Consider the following 16,905-nt stretch of genomic DNA (forward strand, 5'->3'; position numbering starts at 1 on the left):
CGGGGTGCGCCGCCGGCTGCTCGTGCTCGTCGCCGCCACCACGACGCTGGTGCTGGTCGCGTTCCTCGTCCCGCTCGCGCTGCTGGTCCGCGACGTCGCCGCCGACCGCGCCGTGCAGGCGGCCACCGTCGAGGCGCAGGCGCTGACGTCGCTGGTCGCGACCGCCGACGCGCCGTCGCTGGCGCTCACCGTCGAGCACTTCGACGCGACGTCCCGGTTCGACGTGACGGTGTTCCTGCCCGGCGGCGAGCGGCTGGGCGCCGAGGCGGACCGGACGCCGCTGGTCGAGCTGGGCGAACGCGGGTCCAGCGCGTCGGCCGAGGCCGACGGCGGCCGCGAGATCGTGTTCGCCGTCGGCGGGCCGGACAGCAGCGCCGGCGTCATCCGCACCTTCGTCCCGGACGCCGAGCTGCGCCAGGGCGTCGCACGCGCCTGGCTGGCGCTGGCCGGGCTGGGGATCGCGTTGCTGCTGGTCGGGCTGCTGGTCGCGGACCGGCTCGGCCGGCGGCTGGTGCGCGGCGCGACGGATCTGGCGGCGGTGTCGCACCGGCTCGGCCGCGGCGAGCTGGACGCGCGCGCCGACCCGTCCGCGCCGAGCGAGCTGGGCGTCGTCGCGACGGCGCTGAACCGGCTGGCCGGCCGGATCACCGACCTGCTGCGCGAGGAGCGCGAGACCATCGCCGACCTCTCGCACCGCGTCCGCACCCCGCTGACGACCTTGCGGATGGACGCCGAGGCGCTGCCCGCCGGCGAGCAGAGCGAGCGCATCGTCGCCGACGTCGACGCCGTCGATCGGGCCGTCACCGACGTCATCGGGCAGGCCCGCCGGCGCGGCACGGCACCGGCCGGTGCGACGACGGACGCGGCCGACGTGGTGCGCGAGCGGGCCGCGTTCTGGGCGGTGCTGGCCGAGGACACCGACCGGGAGCTGACGGTGGACGTCGCGGCCGGGCCGCTGCCGGTCGCGCTGGCCCGCGGCGACCTGGAGGCGTGCGTCGACGCGCTGCTCGGCAACGTCTTCGCGCACACCCCTCACGGTACGGCGTTCACGGTGCGGCTGGAGACGCGCGAGGGCGGCGGCGCCCGGCTGGTCGTCGCCGACGAGGGGCCCGGGCTGCCGTCGGGGCAGACCACCGGCGTGCTGCGCCGGGGCGTCAGCGGGTCCGGGTCGAGCGGCCTGGGGCTCGACATCGTCCGGCGGACGGCGGAGCAGTCCGGCGGCGGCGTCCGGCTGGACAGCCCGGCCGGCGGCGGGCTCACCGTCGTCGTCGAGCTCGGCGCCGGTTGACCACAGAGCGAGGTTCAGTGTGGCGGCGGGTCCGGTGTGGCGCCCGGCCGGATCGAGTCGGGTGGCCGAACGTAATGGTGGCCGGTGGGGCTGCGCCAGTGGGTGCTGCCGTCGGGTTGTCGTTCGACGTCCCATCCGCCGTGGTGTTTCAGCAGGTGGTGGGTTTCGCACAGGGCGTGGCAGCCGGCCGGGCAGGTCGAGCCGCCCGCGGCGAACGGCACGATGTGGTCGATGTCGGCGCTCCGGGCCAGTCGGTGGCACCCCGGCATCCTGCAGGTGCGATCCCGGGCGACGATGAACTCGGCCAACGCCTTGCTCGGCCGGTATCTCGTGCGGCCCAGATCGAGCAGCTGCCCGGTGCCGGGGTCGGTCGAGAGCCAGGTCCAGACGCCCTCGGCCGCCAGTGCCCTGGCAACATGGGCGGGAACGGGTCCGTACCCCTCGAGGTCGCCGGGCTGGTCGGCCAGCCCGGCCAACGACTCGAACGGGATGGTCACGTGGACGCTGACCGGCCGCGGCGATCGACGGGCGGCGCCCGGCCCGCTGCGCGGCCGGTGATCAGCAGCCTCGCCAGTGACGGTTGCGCGCGTGACGGTCGTATCCGTGGCGGCTTCGCCGGTGGTGGTGGCGGTGTCGGCGCACCTGGTCAGTGCGGCCCAGCCCAGCTCGGCCAGCGCGTCCTCGCGGCGCTGGTCCACGGTCCGCATCGGTGCACCGGCGGCGACGTCGGCACGCTTGGCATCCGCGGCCGCACTGGTGAGGGCGGTGTTCAGGGCGGTGGCGTCGTCGGCCGATAGCAGCGCCTCCAGGAACGCCATCCCATCCGAGGCCGGCATGACCGCGACATACCGGCCATCCCGCGCGGCGCGGGCGCGTTCTGCCGTCTCCATCGGCGCCAGTTCGTGCAACAGCCGCTTCACCAGCCTCCGCAACGCGACGGAGTCCAGGAACGGCGCCTTCGGCAGCGCCGCCGCCTCCACCCGCGCACGCACCGCCGCTTGCTGCCCGCCCAGCTCGTCGGTGACCACCCGGGCGCGGCGCACATCGATCAGTCCGGCCGACAGCGCCGCGTGCGTGTCGGGGAAGTCCGCCACCAGCTGCACCGCGTGCCCGACCTGGTTCTCCGCCTGCTTCGTCGACAGCTGAGTCCGCGCGGCGACCTCCGCCGCCGTGTTCGTGACCGGGTTGACCGAGCGGTACCCGGTATCGTTCGGCGCCATCACCGCGCGCGACGCCAGCTCGGCCAACGCCGCGGCCTGGCCGGCGGCCACCCAGGCGGCCAGCCGCCCCCACCCGTCACCCGCGCCCGCCACAGCCGCAGCCGCAGCCGCGCGGGCGGGTACCCGGCCACCGCCTCGACGACGTCGTAGGCGTCGGCGGCGGCCGGGTCGCGCCGGGCCAGCAGCGCGGCCAGCTCCGGACCCGCCGGCATCCGCCCGGCATCGCTGAGCGTGGGGCCGGGCTCGCCGGTGCACAGCTCGCGCAGCAGCGCGGCGTCGATCGCGGCGACCGGGTCGCACTGCTCCGGCCAGACCCACTCATCGCGGTTCGGATGCCACCCGGCATCGTCCGGCATCGCCGGGTCAGAACCCGGCGGCGCCGCAGTCAGTGTGGCTTCTTCGAACATGCGCACCACAGTACCCGCCCCGCCGGCAAGATCAACTCGGCGGCCATCGGCTTAGTCCCGCGTTAACCGTCGCCCAGCGCGGCGCTAGGGCGGCCGGCGGGAACGTGGTGGCATCGCACCGAAACGGAAGGACGCCATCATGAACCGCAACCGACTCGTCTCCGCCGCCGCTGCCGCGGCCGCCCTGCTGATCACCGGCGGCGTCGCCTACGCCGTCAGCACCGACGACGGCGACAACCGGCCGCGCTCGTCGGTCACCGCCGACGACAGCCCGTCGGCGACGCCCGACGACACCCCGTCGGCGACGCCCGACGACACCCCGTCGGCGCTGCCGTCGCCGGACGACTCGCCCACCAGCGCGCCCGCCGCACCGAGCGGCGACGAGATGGGCAGCGGCGAGGCCGAGGAGATCGCGCTCGCCCACGTCGGCGGCGGCACCGTCACCGAGGTCGAGCGCGAGTGGGAGCACGGCCGGCTGGAGTGGAAGGTCGAGATCCACCGCGACGGCGTCGAGCACGACGTCCGGGTGGACGCGCTCTCCGGTGACATCACCCGCGTCGACGTCGACGACGACCGCGACGACGACGACAAGCACGACGACGACCGTGACGACAACAGCGGCCACGGCTCCGACGACGACCACCACGACGACCATGACGATGACTGACATAGTGAGCCCATGCTCGTGCGTCTGTGAGTGAGGAAGCAGCGCCGACGAGAGGGACGAAGTGGATTCTCGAGCCGAGAGCGAGTTTCGGGAGTTCGTGGAGTCCCGCTCGTTGGCGCTGCGGCGTACCGCCTACGCGCTGACCGGCGACCCGCACCTGGCTGAGGACCTCGTCCAGGGGGCGCTGGTCAAGCTGGTCCGCCGCTGGCACAAGGTCGACAACCCCGAGGCCTACGTCCGCCGCACGATCTATCACGACCACGCCAGCCGCTGGCGTCGCCGGAAGGTCGTCCGCGAGGACACGGTCGCCGTCCCGCCGGAGCGTTCCGTCCGCGACGGCGTCGGCCAGGTCGACGACCGGCTCGACCTGCGCCGGGCGCTGCTCCGGCTGACGGCCCGGCAGCGCGCCGTCCTGGTGCTCCGGTTCTACGAGGACCTGCCCGAGCGTGAGGTGGCCGAGATCATGGGCTGCTCCGTCGGCACGGTGCGCAGCCAGACCGCCCGGGCGTTGGCCCGGGTTCGCGTGCTCGCTCCGGAGCTCGCCGCCGGCGCGGCTCTGCCCACTCCTGAGGAGGCATCAGCATGACGCTCGAAGACCAGGTGCGCGACGCGCTGGACGACCTCGCGCTGCGCGTTCCGCCCCGGGCCGGCCTGGCCGACGCGGTGCTCCGTGAGGCGCGCCGGCGCCGCGCGAAGGTCCGGCTCGCGACCGCCGGCGGCACCCTCGTCGCCGTCGCGGCCGGTACGGCGTTCGTCGTCGCCGACCCGCTCGGAAGCGGTGGCCCCGACCTCGGCACTGTGGGCCCGGCCGCGGGCCCGGAGGCGGACGGGGCGCCCGACGAGGCGCCCGACCAGGGACCCGCCGGCCCGGCCACCGTCACCCTCGACACCGGCGGGCTGGCCGAGGGCGCTCGGCCGGACGTGCCCTGGTATGCCGACGGCGCGCTGCACAGCGGCGACACCGAGGTCCCGTTCGACGGCGACTTCAGCGGGTTCCGCGCGCTGTCCCAGGTCGCCGGCGGCTTCGTGGTGCTGTTCGTCGAGTCCGGCATCGACAACACCGACGGCAACCAACTCGCCCTCATCTCGGGCGACGGGCAGCGGACCGTCCTGGACGAGGGCGCCATCTACGACGTCGCCGTCTCCGGTGACGGCACCCTGATCGCCTGGGGGGCACACGACTGGTCCACCCACGGGCCCGGCGACGGCCCGGGGCGCACGCTGCTCCGCGTGGCCGACGCGCGGACGGGCGACATCGTGTACGAGCGCGAGCAGACGGGCGCCGACGGCTCCGTCGGCGTGGCCAAGGGCTTCCTCGGCGACGGCCGGGTCGTGCTGGACAGGGCGACGAACGCGCCGGGCGGCATCCTTCTCTGGGACCCGGCCGCCGGCACCGTCACCCCGTGGACCGACTACGGGTTCACCACCTCGGTCGCGCCCAGCGGCGACCTGGCCGTCCTGACGCCGCCGAACGAGGCCGCGGACACCACGCCTGGCGTCGTCGACACCGTCACCGGCGAGACGCTCTGGACCATGCCGCCGGACCACTTCGCCGGCCCCCAGGCCTTCTCGCCGGACGGACGGCACCTCGCCCTCATCGCAGCGCCGGGTCTGCCCAGCGCCGAGGAGTTCGAGGAGGCGGCGAGGACCGCCGCGGAGGTCGAGGAGCAGCTGGACGTGCCGCGCTCGATCGTCGTGCTCGACGCTCGATCCGGCGAGCCGGTGCTCACCGTGGCGGACACCGGGCCTGGCAACATCACGTGGGAGAGCGACGACAGCTTCGTGTTCGACGTCTGGGACGAGGCCACCGCCGACCACAGCGTGGTGCGCTGCTCGCTCGACGGACGCTGCGAGCTGGCCGCGCCGACGGGCCGGATCGTCTGGCACGAGACCCTCTGACCGGCCCCGGCGCCGGGGCCCGTCAGAAGACGGGCTTGCCGCCGGTCACGCCGAGGACGGTGCCGGACACGTAGCTCGCGTCGCGCGGCGAGGCGAGGAACACGAACGCCGGCGCCACCTCGGCGGGCTGGCCGGCTCGGCCCAGCGGGGTGTCCTGGCCGAACTTCTCGACCTTCTCCGGCGGCTGGGTGGCCGGCTGCAGCGGCGTCCAGACCGGCCCGGGCGCGACCGCGTTGACGCGGATGCCGCGCGGCCCGAGCTCGGCCGCCAGGTTCACCGTCGCGTTGTTGATCGCGGCCTTCGTCGCGGCGTAGTCCAGCAGCGACACCGACGGGTCGTAGGCCTGGATCGAGGAGTTGTTGATGATCGAGCCGCCGGGCTTGAGGTGCTTCACGGCCTGCTGGGTCAGCCAGAACAGCGCGTAGAGGTTGGTCTTGATGACGCGGTCCAGCCGGTCCGGCTCGATGCTGTCGATGCCGCCGCCACGGGCCATCTGGTAGCCGGCGTTGTTCACCAGCACGTCCAGCCCGCCGAGCTCGGCCACCGCGTGGGTCACGACCTCGACGCAGGCCTCGTGGGTGCGCAGGTCGGCGGCGTAGGCATAGCCGTCGCGGCCGGCCGAACGCACCAGCGCCAGCGTCTCGTCGGCGTCGGCCTGCTCCTCGGGCAGGTAGGTGATCGCGACGTCGGCGCCCTCGCGGGCGAACGCGATCGCGACGGCGCGGCCGATGCCGGAGTCGCCGCCGGTGATCAGCGTGCGCAGGCCGGTCAGCTTGCCCGAGCCCCGGTAGCTCTCCTCGCCGTGGTCCGGGACGGGTGTCATCGCGGCGGTCGAGCCGGGCGGCTGTTGCTGCTGGGCCGGGAACTCGCGTGGCCGGGCGGTCTGATCGGTGGTCATGACCGGTCACTACCCGCCCGGCCCCGGGCGAAACGGCGTCAGTCGGTGAGGCGGGTCAGCACGAAAACCGCGATCACCCGGCTGGTCCTGGTCTGGTAGTTGGCGTAGTCGGGCCAGACGGCGACGGCGCGCTCCCACCACAGGTCGCGCTCGGCGCCGGTGACCTCGCGGGCGAGGTAGTCGTGCTTCTGGTCGCCGTCCTGCAGCTCGACGTGCGGGTTGGCGACGAGGTTGTGATACCAGACGGGCGGACGCGCCGCGCCGCCGTCCGAGGCGACGACGGCGTACTCCCCGTCGTGCTCGACCCGCATGAGCGGGGTCTTGCGCAGCTTGCCGGTCTTGGCGCCGACGGACGTGAGGACGATCACGGGCTTGCCGCGCAGCGTGGTCGCGGCGGTGCCGCCGGACTCCTCGTACTTCTCCGCCTGCTTGCGGGCCCAGTCAGACGGGCTCGGTGCGTAGTCTCCGTTGAGGGGCATGTCGACGCCAACCCAGCAGGCGCGGGGCGGTATTCCCCCGCACCCGCGACCGGTACAGCAGCCAGACGAAGTACGGCGCACCGACGATCGCGGTGACCAGCCCGGCCGGCAGCTGGGCCGGCGCGATCACCGTCCGGCCCAGGGCGTCGGCCAGGCAGACCAGCGAGGCGCCGAGCAGCGCGGCCACCGGCAGCATCCGCCCGTGCCGCCGTCCGACCAGCGCCCGGGCGGCGTGCGGCGCCACCAGCCCGACGAACCCGATGACGCCGACGCCGGCGACGGCCGCGCCGGTCAGCGCGACGGCGCCGGCCAGCAGCGCCAGCCGGGCCTTCGGCACGTGCACGCCGAGGATCCGCGGCGTGTGATCGTCGACGGAGAGCAGGTCCAGCGTGTGCCGCATGCCGTAGAGCAGCGGGACCACCGCGGCGACGGCCAGCGCCATCGGCACCAGGTGCTCGAACGAGCGGCCGTACGTCGACCCGGCCAGCCAGGTCAGCGCCTTGGTCTCGTTCCACGGGTCGGTGAGCGTGATCATCACGACGATCAGCGACTGCGCGCCCGCCGACACCGCGACGCCGATCAGCACCAGCCGGTCGCTGGCGAAGCCGCCGCGGGCGGCGAGCGCGAACACCAGCGCCGCGGCCAGGGCGGCGCCGAGCCCGGCCGCGCCGGCCAGCGCCCAGAAGCTCGCGAGCGGCACCAGCGTGATCATCAGGACCGCGCCGGCTCCGGCGCCGCCGGCCACGCCGATGATGCCGGGCTCGGCCAGCGGGTTGCGGGCGACCGCCTGGATGATCGCGCCGGCCAGCGCCAGCGCGGCGCCGGCCAGCAGCCCGGCGGCGACGCGGGGAAGGCGGGTGTCCATGACGGTGCTGACGATCGGCCCGGCCTGGCCGGACAGCCAGTTGACGACGTCGCCGAGCAGCAGGACGGAGTCGCCGAGCAGGGTGCCGCCGGCCGCGACCGCCACCGTCACCACGATCATCGTGGTCAGCACGGCGGCGAACCGCCGCCGCGTCACGCCGCCGCGCACCCCCGCGGCCGGCGGCTCGCCGACGGTGTCGGACATGCGCATGCGCCGGGCCAGCGCGATGAGGAAGATCGCGCCGAGGATGGTCGTGACGACGCCGGTCGGCACCTCCAGCGCGCCCTGCGAGCCGATCGCCGCCCGCAGCCCGACGTCGGCCGCGAGCAGCATGAGCACGCCGGTCGCGGCCGACATCGGCAGCAGGACGGCGTGCCGGTGCAGCCCCGGCACCACGGGCGTCGCCAGCCGCACGATGGCCGGCGCGGCCAGGCCGACGAAGCCGATCGGGCCGGCCAGCGTGACGGCGCAGGCGGACAGCATGACGGCGAGCACGATCGAGCCCGCGCGGACCCGGCGCACGTTGACGCCGAGCATGCGGGCGTGGTCGTCGCCGACGAAGAGCAGGTCCAGCTTGCGGCCGAGCAGCAGCAGGCCGGCCAGCACGACGACGACCACCGGTGCGATCGTGCGGACGCCGCCGAGGCCGTTCTGCCCGAGCGACCCCTCGCCCCAGGCGAACAGGCCGCGCGTCTCCTCGGAGAACAGGATGACCAGCGCGCTGGTCAGCGACTGGAGCGCCAGCGCGATGGCGGTGCCGGCCAGCACCAGCCGGACCGCGCCGGTGCCGCCGAGCCCGGACAGCGCCAGCACCAGCGCCGCCGCGCCGAGCCCGCCCAGGAACGCCAGGCCGGCACCGCCCAGCAGCGGCAGCGTGAAGCCCGCCGTCGCCGCCGTCACCAGCATCAGGTGCGCGCCGGCGTTGACGGCCAGCGTGTCCGGCGAGGCCATGACGTTGCGCGACACCGACTGCATGACCGCGCCGGCCGCGCCGAGCGCGACGCCGACGACGATCGCCGCCAGCAGCCGCGGCAGCCGCGAGGCCAGCACGATCGCGCCGGCGTCGTCCGTGCCCTGTCCGGTCGCCCAGCGCAGCACCTCGCCGGCGCCGACCTGCGCGGTGCCCTGCATGAGGTGGACGACCGCCAGGCCCGCGATGAGCACCGCGAGTCCGGCGGCGACCAGCCCCAGGCGGCCGGACCTCACCAGACGGTCCGTCTCAGCCGAGCGCGTCGACGGCGGCGTCGACGTACTGCATCATCGACGTCGGGCCGCCGAACATCCACAGCGAGTCGGGCAGCCGGGCGACGTTGCCGGACTGCACGAACGGCAGCGACTCCCAGATCGCGTTGCCGGCCAGGTTGTCGGCGAAGGCGTCGCCGCCGTCGTTGTCGTTGGCCATGTACCAGAAGCGCGTCTCGGCCGGCAGCGCCGTCAGTCCCTCGACGTCGGTCTGGGCCAGGCCGTACACCGGGTCGCCCTCGAGCTGCCACGGGTTCTCCAGGCCGATCTCCTCGAACACGTCGGAGACCAGCGAGCCCGGCGCGAAAGGACGGATGCTGACGCTGCCGGCGTCGACCCAGCCGTCGGCGAACGCGACCGGGCTGCCGGCGGCGCCGGCCTCCTCGACCGCCGCCCGGCCCTCCTCGATCTTCTCGTCGAACTGGTCGCGCAGGCCCTCGGCGCGGTCCTCGGTGCCGGTCAGCTCGGCGATGAGGTCGAGGTTGGCGAACATCTGCCCGATGTTGTCCTGCACGTCGCCGCCCGGCATGACGACGACCGGCGTCGTGGCCTCGACCTGCTCGATCGCGCCCTCGATCAGGCTGTCGGTGACGATGACGAGGTCGACGTCGAGGGTGGCGAGGGTGTCCATGCTCGGCTCGCCGCGGGTGCCGATGTCGGTGACGGTGTCGTCGAGCGGCGCGCCGCTGACCCAGTTCTCGTAGCCCTGGATGTCGGACACGCCGACCGGCATGACGCCGAGCGAGACGAGGTTCTCGACGGCGTTCCACTCGGTGGCCGCCACCCGCACCGCGGGCTCCTCCAGCGTGACCTCCACGCCGCGGGCGTCGGTGACGGTGATCGGCCCGCCGGCGTCGCCGGAGCCGCCGGCGTCCTCGGAGTCGCCGGTCGAGGCCGCCTCCGTCGGGTCGTCGGACGCGTCCTCCGTCGTGCCGCAGGCGGTGGCGAGCAGCACGAACGCGACGGACAGGCCCGCGAGGGCGCGCGCTCTTCTCATGATGATGTACCTCGTGATCGGTGTGGGAACGGGATCAGGCGGTCGCGCGCGACCGGACGTCGTTGTGCCGGCCGACGGCGCGGGTGGAGATGCGCCCGTCGACGGGGTCGACATGGACGTCGACGCGGATGCCGTAGGCGCGGGTCAGGTTCTCGGTGGTGAGCACCTCGTGCGGCGGGCCGTCCGCGGTGACCGTCCCGCCCTCGAGCAGCAGCACGCGGTCGGCGACGGCGGCCGCCTGGTCGAGGTCGTGCAGCACGAGGCCGACGCCGATGCCGTGGTCGTCGGCCAGTTCGCGCACGACGTCGAGGATCTCGATCTGGTAGCGCAGGTCGAGGAACGTGGTCGGCTCGTCCAGCAGCAGCAGGCCGGTGTCCTGCGCGAGGCAACTGGCCAGCCACACCCGCTGCGCCTGTCCGCCGGACAGCGCCTGCACCGGCCGGTCGGCCAGCGCCTCGATGCCGGTGAGCGTCATGGCCCGGGCGATGGCCGCCTCGGCGCCGGGGTCGCGGCCGCTCCAGCGGGCGCGGTGCGGGTGCCGTCCGTACTCGACCAGCTCGCGGACCGAGAGCCCGCCCGGCGTGCTGCGGCTCTGCGCCAGCAGGGTGACGCGGCGGGCCAGCTCGCGCGGGTCCAGGCTCAGCACGTCGGTGCCGTCGTGGAAGCTGATCTCGCCGGCCTGGGGGAGATGGAGCCGGGCCAGCGCCCGCAGCAGCGTGGACTTGCCGCTGCCGTTCGGCCCGATGAGCGCCGTGACCACGCCGCACTCCAGCTCGATCGAGGCCGCCCGCACGACGACGTCGCGCCCGTACGCGAGGTCGACCCCGCGCGCAGCGAGCCCGTCGACGGGCAGAGGGGGCGAAATGGTCACCGCGCCAACGTAAGGTACGCCTAAGCTAAATCGCAACCCGCGGCGGTGGCGGATACGTCACGTTCGCGCGTCCCGCCGCGCTGCCTAGACTCGCCGCATGACTGTGCGGATCGCCAGGGTGGGCGTCGTCGGGCTGGGGACGATGGGCGCGGGCATCGCGGAGGTGTTCGCGCGGGCCGGCCTCGACGTCGTCGGCGTGGAGCGCGACGACGCGGCGCTCGCGGCCGGGCGCGGCCACCTCGACGCGTCGACCGGCCGGGCCGTGAAGCGAGGCAAGCTCACGGCCGAGGAGCAGGCGGCGCTGGCCGGCCGGATCGCGTTCACCACCGATCTCGCCGCGCTGGCCGACGCCGACCTCGTCGTCGAGGCGGTACCGGAGCGGCTGGACCTCAAGCGCGACCTGTTCGGCCGGCTCGACGGCATCGTCCGGGCCGACGCCGTCCTCGCGACCAACACGTCCTCGCTGTCGGTGACGGAGATCGGCGTCGCGGTGTCGCACCCGGAGCGGGTCGTCGGCATGCACTTCTTCAACCCGGCGCCGGTGCAAGACCTGATCGAGGTCGTGCGCACGGTGGTGACCGGGCCGGAGGTCGCCGACGCCGTCACCGAGCTCGCGCGGCGGCTCGGCAAGACGCCGGTGGCCTGTGGCGACCGGGCCGGGTTCGTCACGAACGCGCTGCTGTTCGGGTACCTGAACCGGGCGGCGGCGATGTACGAGAGCGGGCACGCGTCGCGCGAGGACATCGACGCGGCGACGACGGCGGGGCTGGGCTACCCGATGGGCCCGCTGGCGCTGCTGGACCTGATCGGACTCGACACCGCGCAGGAGATCCTGGCGACGATGTACCGGCAGGGCCGCAACCGGCTGCACGCGCCGGCCCCCGTCCTGGGCGAGCTCGTGACGCTGGGGTTCCTCGGCCGCAAGTCCGGTCGCGGCTTCTACGACTACTCGGTGGACGACGGTGTCGGCGCGGGGTCCGCTGTGGTTCCTCCTGATGCCCACCGGGTCCGCCGCGTCGGATTCCGCGACCCCGCGTCGGCCGGGACGCTCCCGGACGCGCTGGCCAAGGCCGGCCACGACGTCGTCCTCGACGGGGCCGACGTCGATGTCCTCGTCGCGCCGGGCGACCCCGAGACGTTCGCCCGGCTCGGCGCCGAGGCCGGTCCCGGCGCCGTGCTGGTGGCCCTCGGCGACGGCCCGGTCGTCGCGGCGGCCGCCGCCAGCGGCCGGCCCGCGGACGTCGTCGGACTGCACCTGGCCGGGCCGTCCGGCGCCGTCGCCGAGGTCGTCCGCACCGTCGTCTCCGCCCCTGGCGCCGTGGACACCGTCGCCGGCCTCGCGACCTCCGCCGGGCTGACCACCGTCGTCTGCGCCGACCGCGCCGGGTTCGTCGTCGACGCGCTGCTGGTGCCCTACCTCAACGACGCCGTCACGATGCTGGAGACCGGGTACGCCTCGGCCGCCGACGTCGACACCGCGATGCGGCTGGGCTGCCGGCTGCCGGCCGGTCCGTTCGAGCTGCTGGACGGGCTCGGACCGGCCGCCGCGCTGGCGACGCTGGAGCGGCTGCAGGCCGAGGTCCGCGAGCCCGGCCTGGCGCCGTCGCCGCTGCTCAGGCAGCTGGCGACGACCGGCCTGCGGTTCGCCGACCTCTGACATGGGGGAGCGACGCCCGCAGGCGGTCGGCCTGTGGACCCTCGACGACCTGGCGGCGGGGCTGGCCCGGCTGCGGGTGTGGGCCGGCTCGCCGTCGTTCAGCGAGATCACCCGCCGGGTCGCGGCGCACCGCGTCGCTCGCGGAGTGCGCGGCGGCGCCGCACAGCCGGGCCGGGTCACCGTCTACGACGCGTTCCAGCCGGGCCGGCGGCGGGTGGACGCGGAGCTGGTCGGCGACATCGTCGCCGCGCTCGGGCTGTCGGAGTCCGAGGCGCTGACCTGGCGGCTGGCCGCGGGCCGGGCGATGGGCGCGGTGCCGGAACAGCTCGTGCCGGTCTCCGCGACGGTCGCCGAGCCGGTGCCGGAGTTCACCGGGCGCGGCCGTGAGCTCGTCGCGATCGCCGACGCCCGGGCCGACGCCGTCACGCTGATCACCGGCATGGCCGGCGTCGGCAAGACCGAGCTGGCCCTGCGCGCCGCCGCGGTCCTTCGGTCGCGGACCCCGGGCCTCGCGACGCTGTTCGTCGATCTGCGCGGGTTCGAGCCGGACGGTGCGCCGCTCACGCCCGGGTCGGTGCTGGTGGCGATGCTGCGGCTGCTGGGCGAGGACGATCCGCGCTGGCGAGCCGACGCCCCAGAGGCGCTGGCTGTGCAGTGCCGGCGGCGGCTCGCGGACCGGCCGCACCTCGTCGTCCTCGACAACGCCGGGGGCGAGGAGCAGCTGGCGCCGCTGCTCGCGGCCACCACACCGGCCCGGGTCCTCGTGACCAGCCGGCTCGCGCTGCCCGGCCTGGACGAGGCCGTCCGTGGGCGCGGCGGCCCGCAGCGGATCGGGCTGGAGCCGTTCACCGACGCCGAGTCGCTGGAGCTGTTCCGGACCATGGCCGGCGCCGAGCGGGTGGACGCCGAGCCGGAGGCCGCGCTCGAGATCGCCCGCGCCGACGGCCGGCTGCCGCTAGCGCTGGGCATCACGGCCCGGCGGATCGCGGCTCGTCCGGACTGGACCCTGGCCGAGCTCGCCCATCCGCTGCGCAAGCGGCTCGACGGGCTGCGCCTGGAGCCGGACGTGGACACGTCGCTGGCGCTGTCGTACCGCGGCCTGCCCCGCGACGACCAGCGGTTCGTCCGGCTGCTCCCGCTGCATCCCGGCCAGCACCTGGACGCGCCGGCCGCCGCGGCGCTGGCCGGCATCGACGTCGAGGCGGCGGCCGACCGGCTGGCGGAGCTCGCCGACCAGCACCTGGTCCGCCGCAGCGCTCCCGGCACCTTCGGCCTGCATGACCTCGTCCGGGCCCAGCTCGTCGCCGCCTCGCTCGACGAGGACCGGCCGGCGGAGCGGTCGGCGGCCGTCGCGCGGCTCTTCGACCACTACCGGCTGGCGGTCGCGCGCATGGCGCAGGAGCTGGAGCAGCTGGGCCCGGCGCTGGCCGGGCTGCCGCTGCTCCCGGCCGACCCTCCGGACGGCGGCCCGCGACCGTCCGCCGTCGCCGCCCCGGCGGACCGGGCGGCGGCGGTCGCCTGGCTGGACGCCAAGGCCGCCGCGCTGGTCGCGCTGATCCAGGACGAGTACGCCTCCGAGCACGCCGAGGCGACGGTGGCGCTGGTCCTGCTGCTCACGCCGTACCTGAACCTGCGCACCGACCTGCAAGTGGTGCTCGACCTGCACCTGCGCGCCCGCGACGCCGCCGAGCGATACGGCGACCCGGTCGTCGTCGCGGCGACCGAGCGGAACATCGGGGGCACCTGGCTGCGGATCGGCGACATGGAGGCGGGACGCCGGCACCTCGCGGCGGCGGCCGAGCTGTTCGGCGGCGTCGGCCACGAGCTCGGGCTCGCGCAGGCGCTGAACTCGCTGGCGATCGTGCACGCCGAGACAGGGGACTTCGCCGCCGCCGTCGAGGGGTTCCGAACGGCGCGCGACATCTACCAGCGGCACGGCGAGGAGCGCCGGGCCCGGATGACGGCGGACAACCTGGCGGTCACGCAGCAGCACACCGGCCAGCTCGAGGAGGGGCTGGCCCACTTCGAGAAGGAGGTCGCGATCTGCCGGCGCAACGGCGAACGCGACCAGGAGGTGATGGTGCTGACCAACGCGGCGGCGTTCTGCCTGCAGCTCGGCCGGTTCGCCGACGCGCGCCACCACTCCGAGCGGGGCGTGGAGCTGGCCCTGGAGATCGGCGACCGGATGGGCGCGGCCTATCACGGGCACTGCCTGAGCGAGGCGCTGGCCGCGCTGGGCGAGTTCGACGCGGCCGAGCGGCGCCTGCAGGACGCGCTCGAGCTCGCGCGAGAGCTGGGTGACCGCGGGCTGGAGGCTCGGCTGCACAGCGCCGCCGGCGTGGCCGCTCGCTACCGCGGCGACCTCGACGAGGCCGAGCGGGCGTTCACCGCCGCCCGTGACCTCGCCGCGGAGCTGTCCGATCCGATCCGCACCGCGGTCGCGGACGAGGGCCTGGCCGCAGTGCGGTGTGCGCGCGGCGACCGCGAGGGTGCCCGCGAGGTCTGGGCCCGGACCGGTGAGAGCTACCGGTCGGCGTCGGAACCGTCCGCTCGCCGCGTCCTCGATCATCTGGCGCAGCTCGACGCCGGGGCGGACTGCGGCTGCGCGCGGCCGGACGCGCCACTGGTCGTCGAGCGCGGCCTCACCAGGGTCTGACCCCGCCGCCGTTCGGGGTCGTTCGGGAATCGCCCGATCGGCGCCGAACCGGGCGGAGCGGCGCGGCGTCGTCCCTACCGTTGCGATGCCGGCGCCGCCCTGGCACCGGCGAATCCGCTGTCCGCAGTCGAAGGGGAATGACATGAAGAAGCGCATGGTGATGACGCTGGCCACGCTCGGCGTCGTGGCCGCGGCCTCGGTGGGCGCGACGATGCCGGCGAGCGCGTCCAGCTACTCGGGGTACAAGGACGCGCTCGGCTTCACCTACGTGTTCAAGGACGGCCAGCTCTACCTGGTCAGCTACTCGCCCAACTGACGGGCACATCGATCGACGGGGAGTCGCCGGCGCTCGGGGGATGTGCGACTCCCCGTCGAAGGCTCGGTGAACGACGGGCGACGCATCCTGGTGCACTCCGGATATTCTTGACAGTCTTGGTGACACCTGGCCAATCAGGAGGTCACCACCATGCGCCGAGCCGTCCTCACCCTCCTCGCGACCCTCGCCGTCCTCGTCGGGCTGGTCAGCGCCGCCCACGCCTACCCGCCGGATCCGCCGTCGCCGTCGGAGTCGGCCAGCCAGCTCGCCGATCTCACCGTCGCGCCGCCCGGCTCCAGCGACGGCTACTCACGTGACCGGTTCCCGCACTGGAGCCCCGCCGAAGGGACCTGCAACACCCGCGAGACGGTGCTGGTCCGCGACGGATCCGGCGTCATGACCGGCGCCGACTGCTACCCGACCGCGGGCCGGTGGTACAGCGTCTACGACCAGGTCTGGATCGAGGAGCCGGGTGACGTCTCCGTCGACCACATGGTGCCGCTGGCCAACGCCTGGCGCTCCGGCGCCAGTTCGTGGACCGAGGACCGGCGCGAGGACTTCGCGAACGACCTCGCTCGCGGCCAGCTGATCGCCGTCACCGCGTCCAGCAACAGCTCCAAGGGTGACAGCGACCCATCGGAGTGGAAGCCGGCGAACCAGGACTGGTGGTGCTACTACGCCCGGCACTGGACCGACGTGAAGTACGACTGGGACCTCACCGTCACCAGCGCGGAGAAGGCGGCATTGCACCAGATGTTGGGCACTTGCTGACAATCCGGTCCCGTCACGCTATAAAGCTGTGGGCCGCCTCGTCGTCTGCGGCCTCACACCGTTGCGTCGGGGGGCGTCGTGCGTGGACTTCGGCTGCTGCCGGCGGGGCTGGCCGCGCTGCTGCTGACCGTCGCCCCGGCCGAGGCCCAGGCGGCCGGCTGCGGCGGGTTCGGCGACGACCTGACCGGCAGCGACGCGATCAGCGCGTCGCTCTCCGACGACGGCACCCGGCTCAGCGTCGGGGTTCGTGACGAGCGCTACTCGATCACAGCGGTGGGGGTGCGCGGCGGGCCCGACCACCGCGTCTACACCGACCCGCCGTTCACCGGGTTGACGGCGCCGGCCCTGCCCAACGGCCGGGCGCGCGAGATCGCCGACTGGTTCGTCTGCGGCGCCCGCGTCGCCGCAGAGCCGCCATCGCCGACACCCACGCCCACACCGACGCCCACACCGACGCCGACGCCCACACCGACGCCGACGCCGACTCCCACGCCGACGCCCGCGCCCGCCCCGACGTCGTTCCCGGTGCCCACCGCGATCCCGGCCGGCGGCTCGGCGGGCGACGACTCCGGTGTCTCGGCGCCGTACGCCATCCTCGTGATCGCCGGCGGGGCGGCCGCGGCCGGCTGGGCGCTGATCAGGAGCCGGCGTGCCGGCTGACCCGCCGCCTCC

16 protein-coding genes are annotated in these 16,905 nt (G+C 74.8%); 9 read left to right on the forward strand and 7 right to left on the reverse strand.

Translation table 11 applies throughout. The features are described from left to right. The first annotated feature begins 4 nt into the window (after positions 1-4). A complete protein-coding gene (locus C1I92_RS18815) occupies positions 5-1,288 on the forward strand; it encodes a sensor histidine kinase (RefSeq protein WP_111256189.1) in 1,284 nt (427 codons plus the stop codon). 14 nt (positions 1,289-1,302) lie between these two features. On the opposite strand, the gene C1I92_RS18820 is transcribed toward C1I92_RS18815, so the two are convergent. Next, on the reverse strand, positions 1,303-2,601 hold the full coding sequence (locus C1I92_RS18820) for an HNH endonuclease signature motif containing protein (protein WP_158564197.1): 1,299 nt from the start codon (positions 2,599-2,601) through the stop codon (positions 1,303-1,305). Then, positions 2,508-2,915: a hypothetical protein gene (locus tag C1I92_RS18825; protein WP_146605195.1), complete on the reverse strand. Its 408-nt coding sequence runs from the start codon at positions 2,913-2,915 to the stop codon at positions 2,508-2,510. Before C1I92_RS18825 ends, C1I92_RS18820 begins: the two co-directional genes overlap by 94 nt. Before the next feature lie 139 nt (positions 2,916-3,054). On the opposite strand from C1I92_RS18825, the gene C1I92_RS18830 reads away from it, so the two are divergent. From C1I92_RS18830 to C1I92_RS18840, 3 genes are all read left to right on the forward strand, one after another. Further along, positions 3,055-3,582, forward strand: a complete 528-nt coding sequence (locus C1I92_RS18830; RefSeq protein ID WP_111256192.1) for a PepSY domain-containing protein — start codon at positions 3,055-3,057, stop codon at positions 3,580-3,582. 61 nt (positions 3,583-3,643) lie between these two features. Beyond that, entirely contained in the window at positions 3,644-4,168 is a 525-nt protein-coding gene (locus tag C1I92_RS18835; RefSeq protein WP_111256193.1) for a SigE family RNA polymerase sigma factor, read from the forward strand. Beyond that, a complete protein-coding gene (locus C1I92_RS18840) occupies positions 4,165-5,481 on the forward strand; it encodes a WD40 repeat domain-containing protein (RefSeq protein ID WP_111256194.1) in 1,317 nt (438 codons plus the stop codon). The genes C1I92_RS18835 and C1I92_RS18840 overlap by 4 nt, the downstream gene beginning before the upstream one ends. A gap of 22 nt (positions 5,482-5,503) precedes the next feature. On the opposite strand, the gene C1I92_RS18845 is transcribed toward C1I92_RS18840, so the two are convergent. The 5 genes from C1I92_RS18845 to C1I92_RS18865 are packed head-to-tail and all read right to left on the reverse strand — an operon-like array spanning position 5,504 to position 10,833. Further along, a complete protein-coding gene (locus tag C1I92_RS18845) occupies positions 5,504-6,379 on the reverse strand; it encodes an SDR family oxidoreductase (RefSeq protein ID WP_111256195.1) in 876 nt (291 codons plus the stop codon). A gap of 38 nt (positions 6,380-6,417) precedes the next feature. Beyond that, entirely contained in the window at positions 6,418-6,858 is a 441-nt protein-coding gene (locus C1I92_RS18850) for a nitroreductase family deazaflavin-dependent oxidoreductase (protein ID WP_111256196.1), read from the reverse strand. Further along, on the reverse strand, positions 6,821-8,929 hold the full coding sequence (locus tag C1I92_RS18855; protein ID WP_233507082.1) for an iron ABC transporter permease: 2,109 nt from the start codon (positions 8,927-8,929) through the stop codon (positions 6,821-6,823). Before C1I92_RS18855 ends, C1I92_RS18850 begins: the two co-directional genes overlap by 38 nt. A gap of 13 nt (positions 8,930-8,942) precedes the next feature. Further along, entirely contained in the window at positions 8,943-9,962 is a 1,020-nt protein-coding gene (locus C1I92_RS18860) for an ABC transporter substrate-binding protein (protein ID WP_111256198.1), read from the reverse strand. A 34-nt stretch (positions 9,963-9,996) separates the two neighbouring features. Then, on the reverse strand, positions 9,997-10,833 hold the full coding sequence (locus C1I92_RS18865) for an ABC transporter ATP-binding protein (protein WP_111256199.1): 837 nt from the start codon (positions 10,831-10,833) through the stop codon (positions 9,997-9,999). 97 nt (positions 10,834-10,930) lie between these two features. On the opposite strand from C1I92_RS18865, the gene C1I92_RS18870 reads away from it, so the two are divergent. From C1I92_RS18870 to C1I92_RS34515, 5 genes are all read left to right on the forward strand, one after another. Beyond that, positions 10,931-12,490: a 3-hydroxyacyl-CoA dehydrogenase family protein gene (locus tag C1I92_RS18870; RefSeq protein ID WP_111256200.1), complete on the forward strand. Its 1,560-nt coding sequence runs from the start codon at positions 10,931-10,933 to the stop codon at positions 12,488-12,490. A 1-nt stretch (position 12,491) separates the two neighbouring features. Continuing rightward, entirely contained in the window at positions 12,492-15,146 is a 2,655-nt protein-coding gene (locus C1I92_RS18875) for an ATP-binding protein (RefSeq protein WP_111256201.1), read from the forward strand. A gap of 142 nt (positions 15,147-15,288) precedes the next feature. After that, positions 15,289-15,462 carry a hypothetical protein gene (locus C1I92_RS33905; RefSeq protein WP_158564198.1) on the forward strand — a complete coding sequence of 58 codons (174 nt, stop codon included), beginning with the start codon at positions 15,289-15,291 and terminating at the stop codon, positions 15,460-15,462. A gap of 150 nt (positions 15,463-15,612) precedes the next feature. Then, entirely contained in the window at positions 15,613-16,233 is a 621-nt protein-coding gene (locus C1I92_RS18880) for an HNH endonuclease family protein (RefSeq protein WP_111256202.1), read from the forward strand. 78 nt (positions 16,234-16,311) lie between these two features. Then, a complete protein-coding gene (locus tag C1I92_RS34515) occupies positions 16,312-16,893 on the forward strand; it encodes a hypothetical protein (protein WP_111256203.1) in 582 nt (193 codons plus the stop codon). The last annotated feature ends 12 nt before the right edge of the window (positions 16,894-16,905 follow it).

The sequence above is a fragment of the Jiangella anatolica genome (assembly GCF_003236295.1).
GTDB classification, from domain to species: Bacteria; Actinomycetota; Actinomycetes; order Jiangellales; family Jiangellaceae; genus Jiangella; species Jiangella anatolica.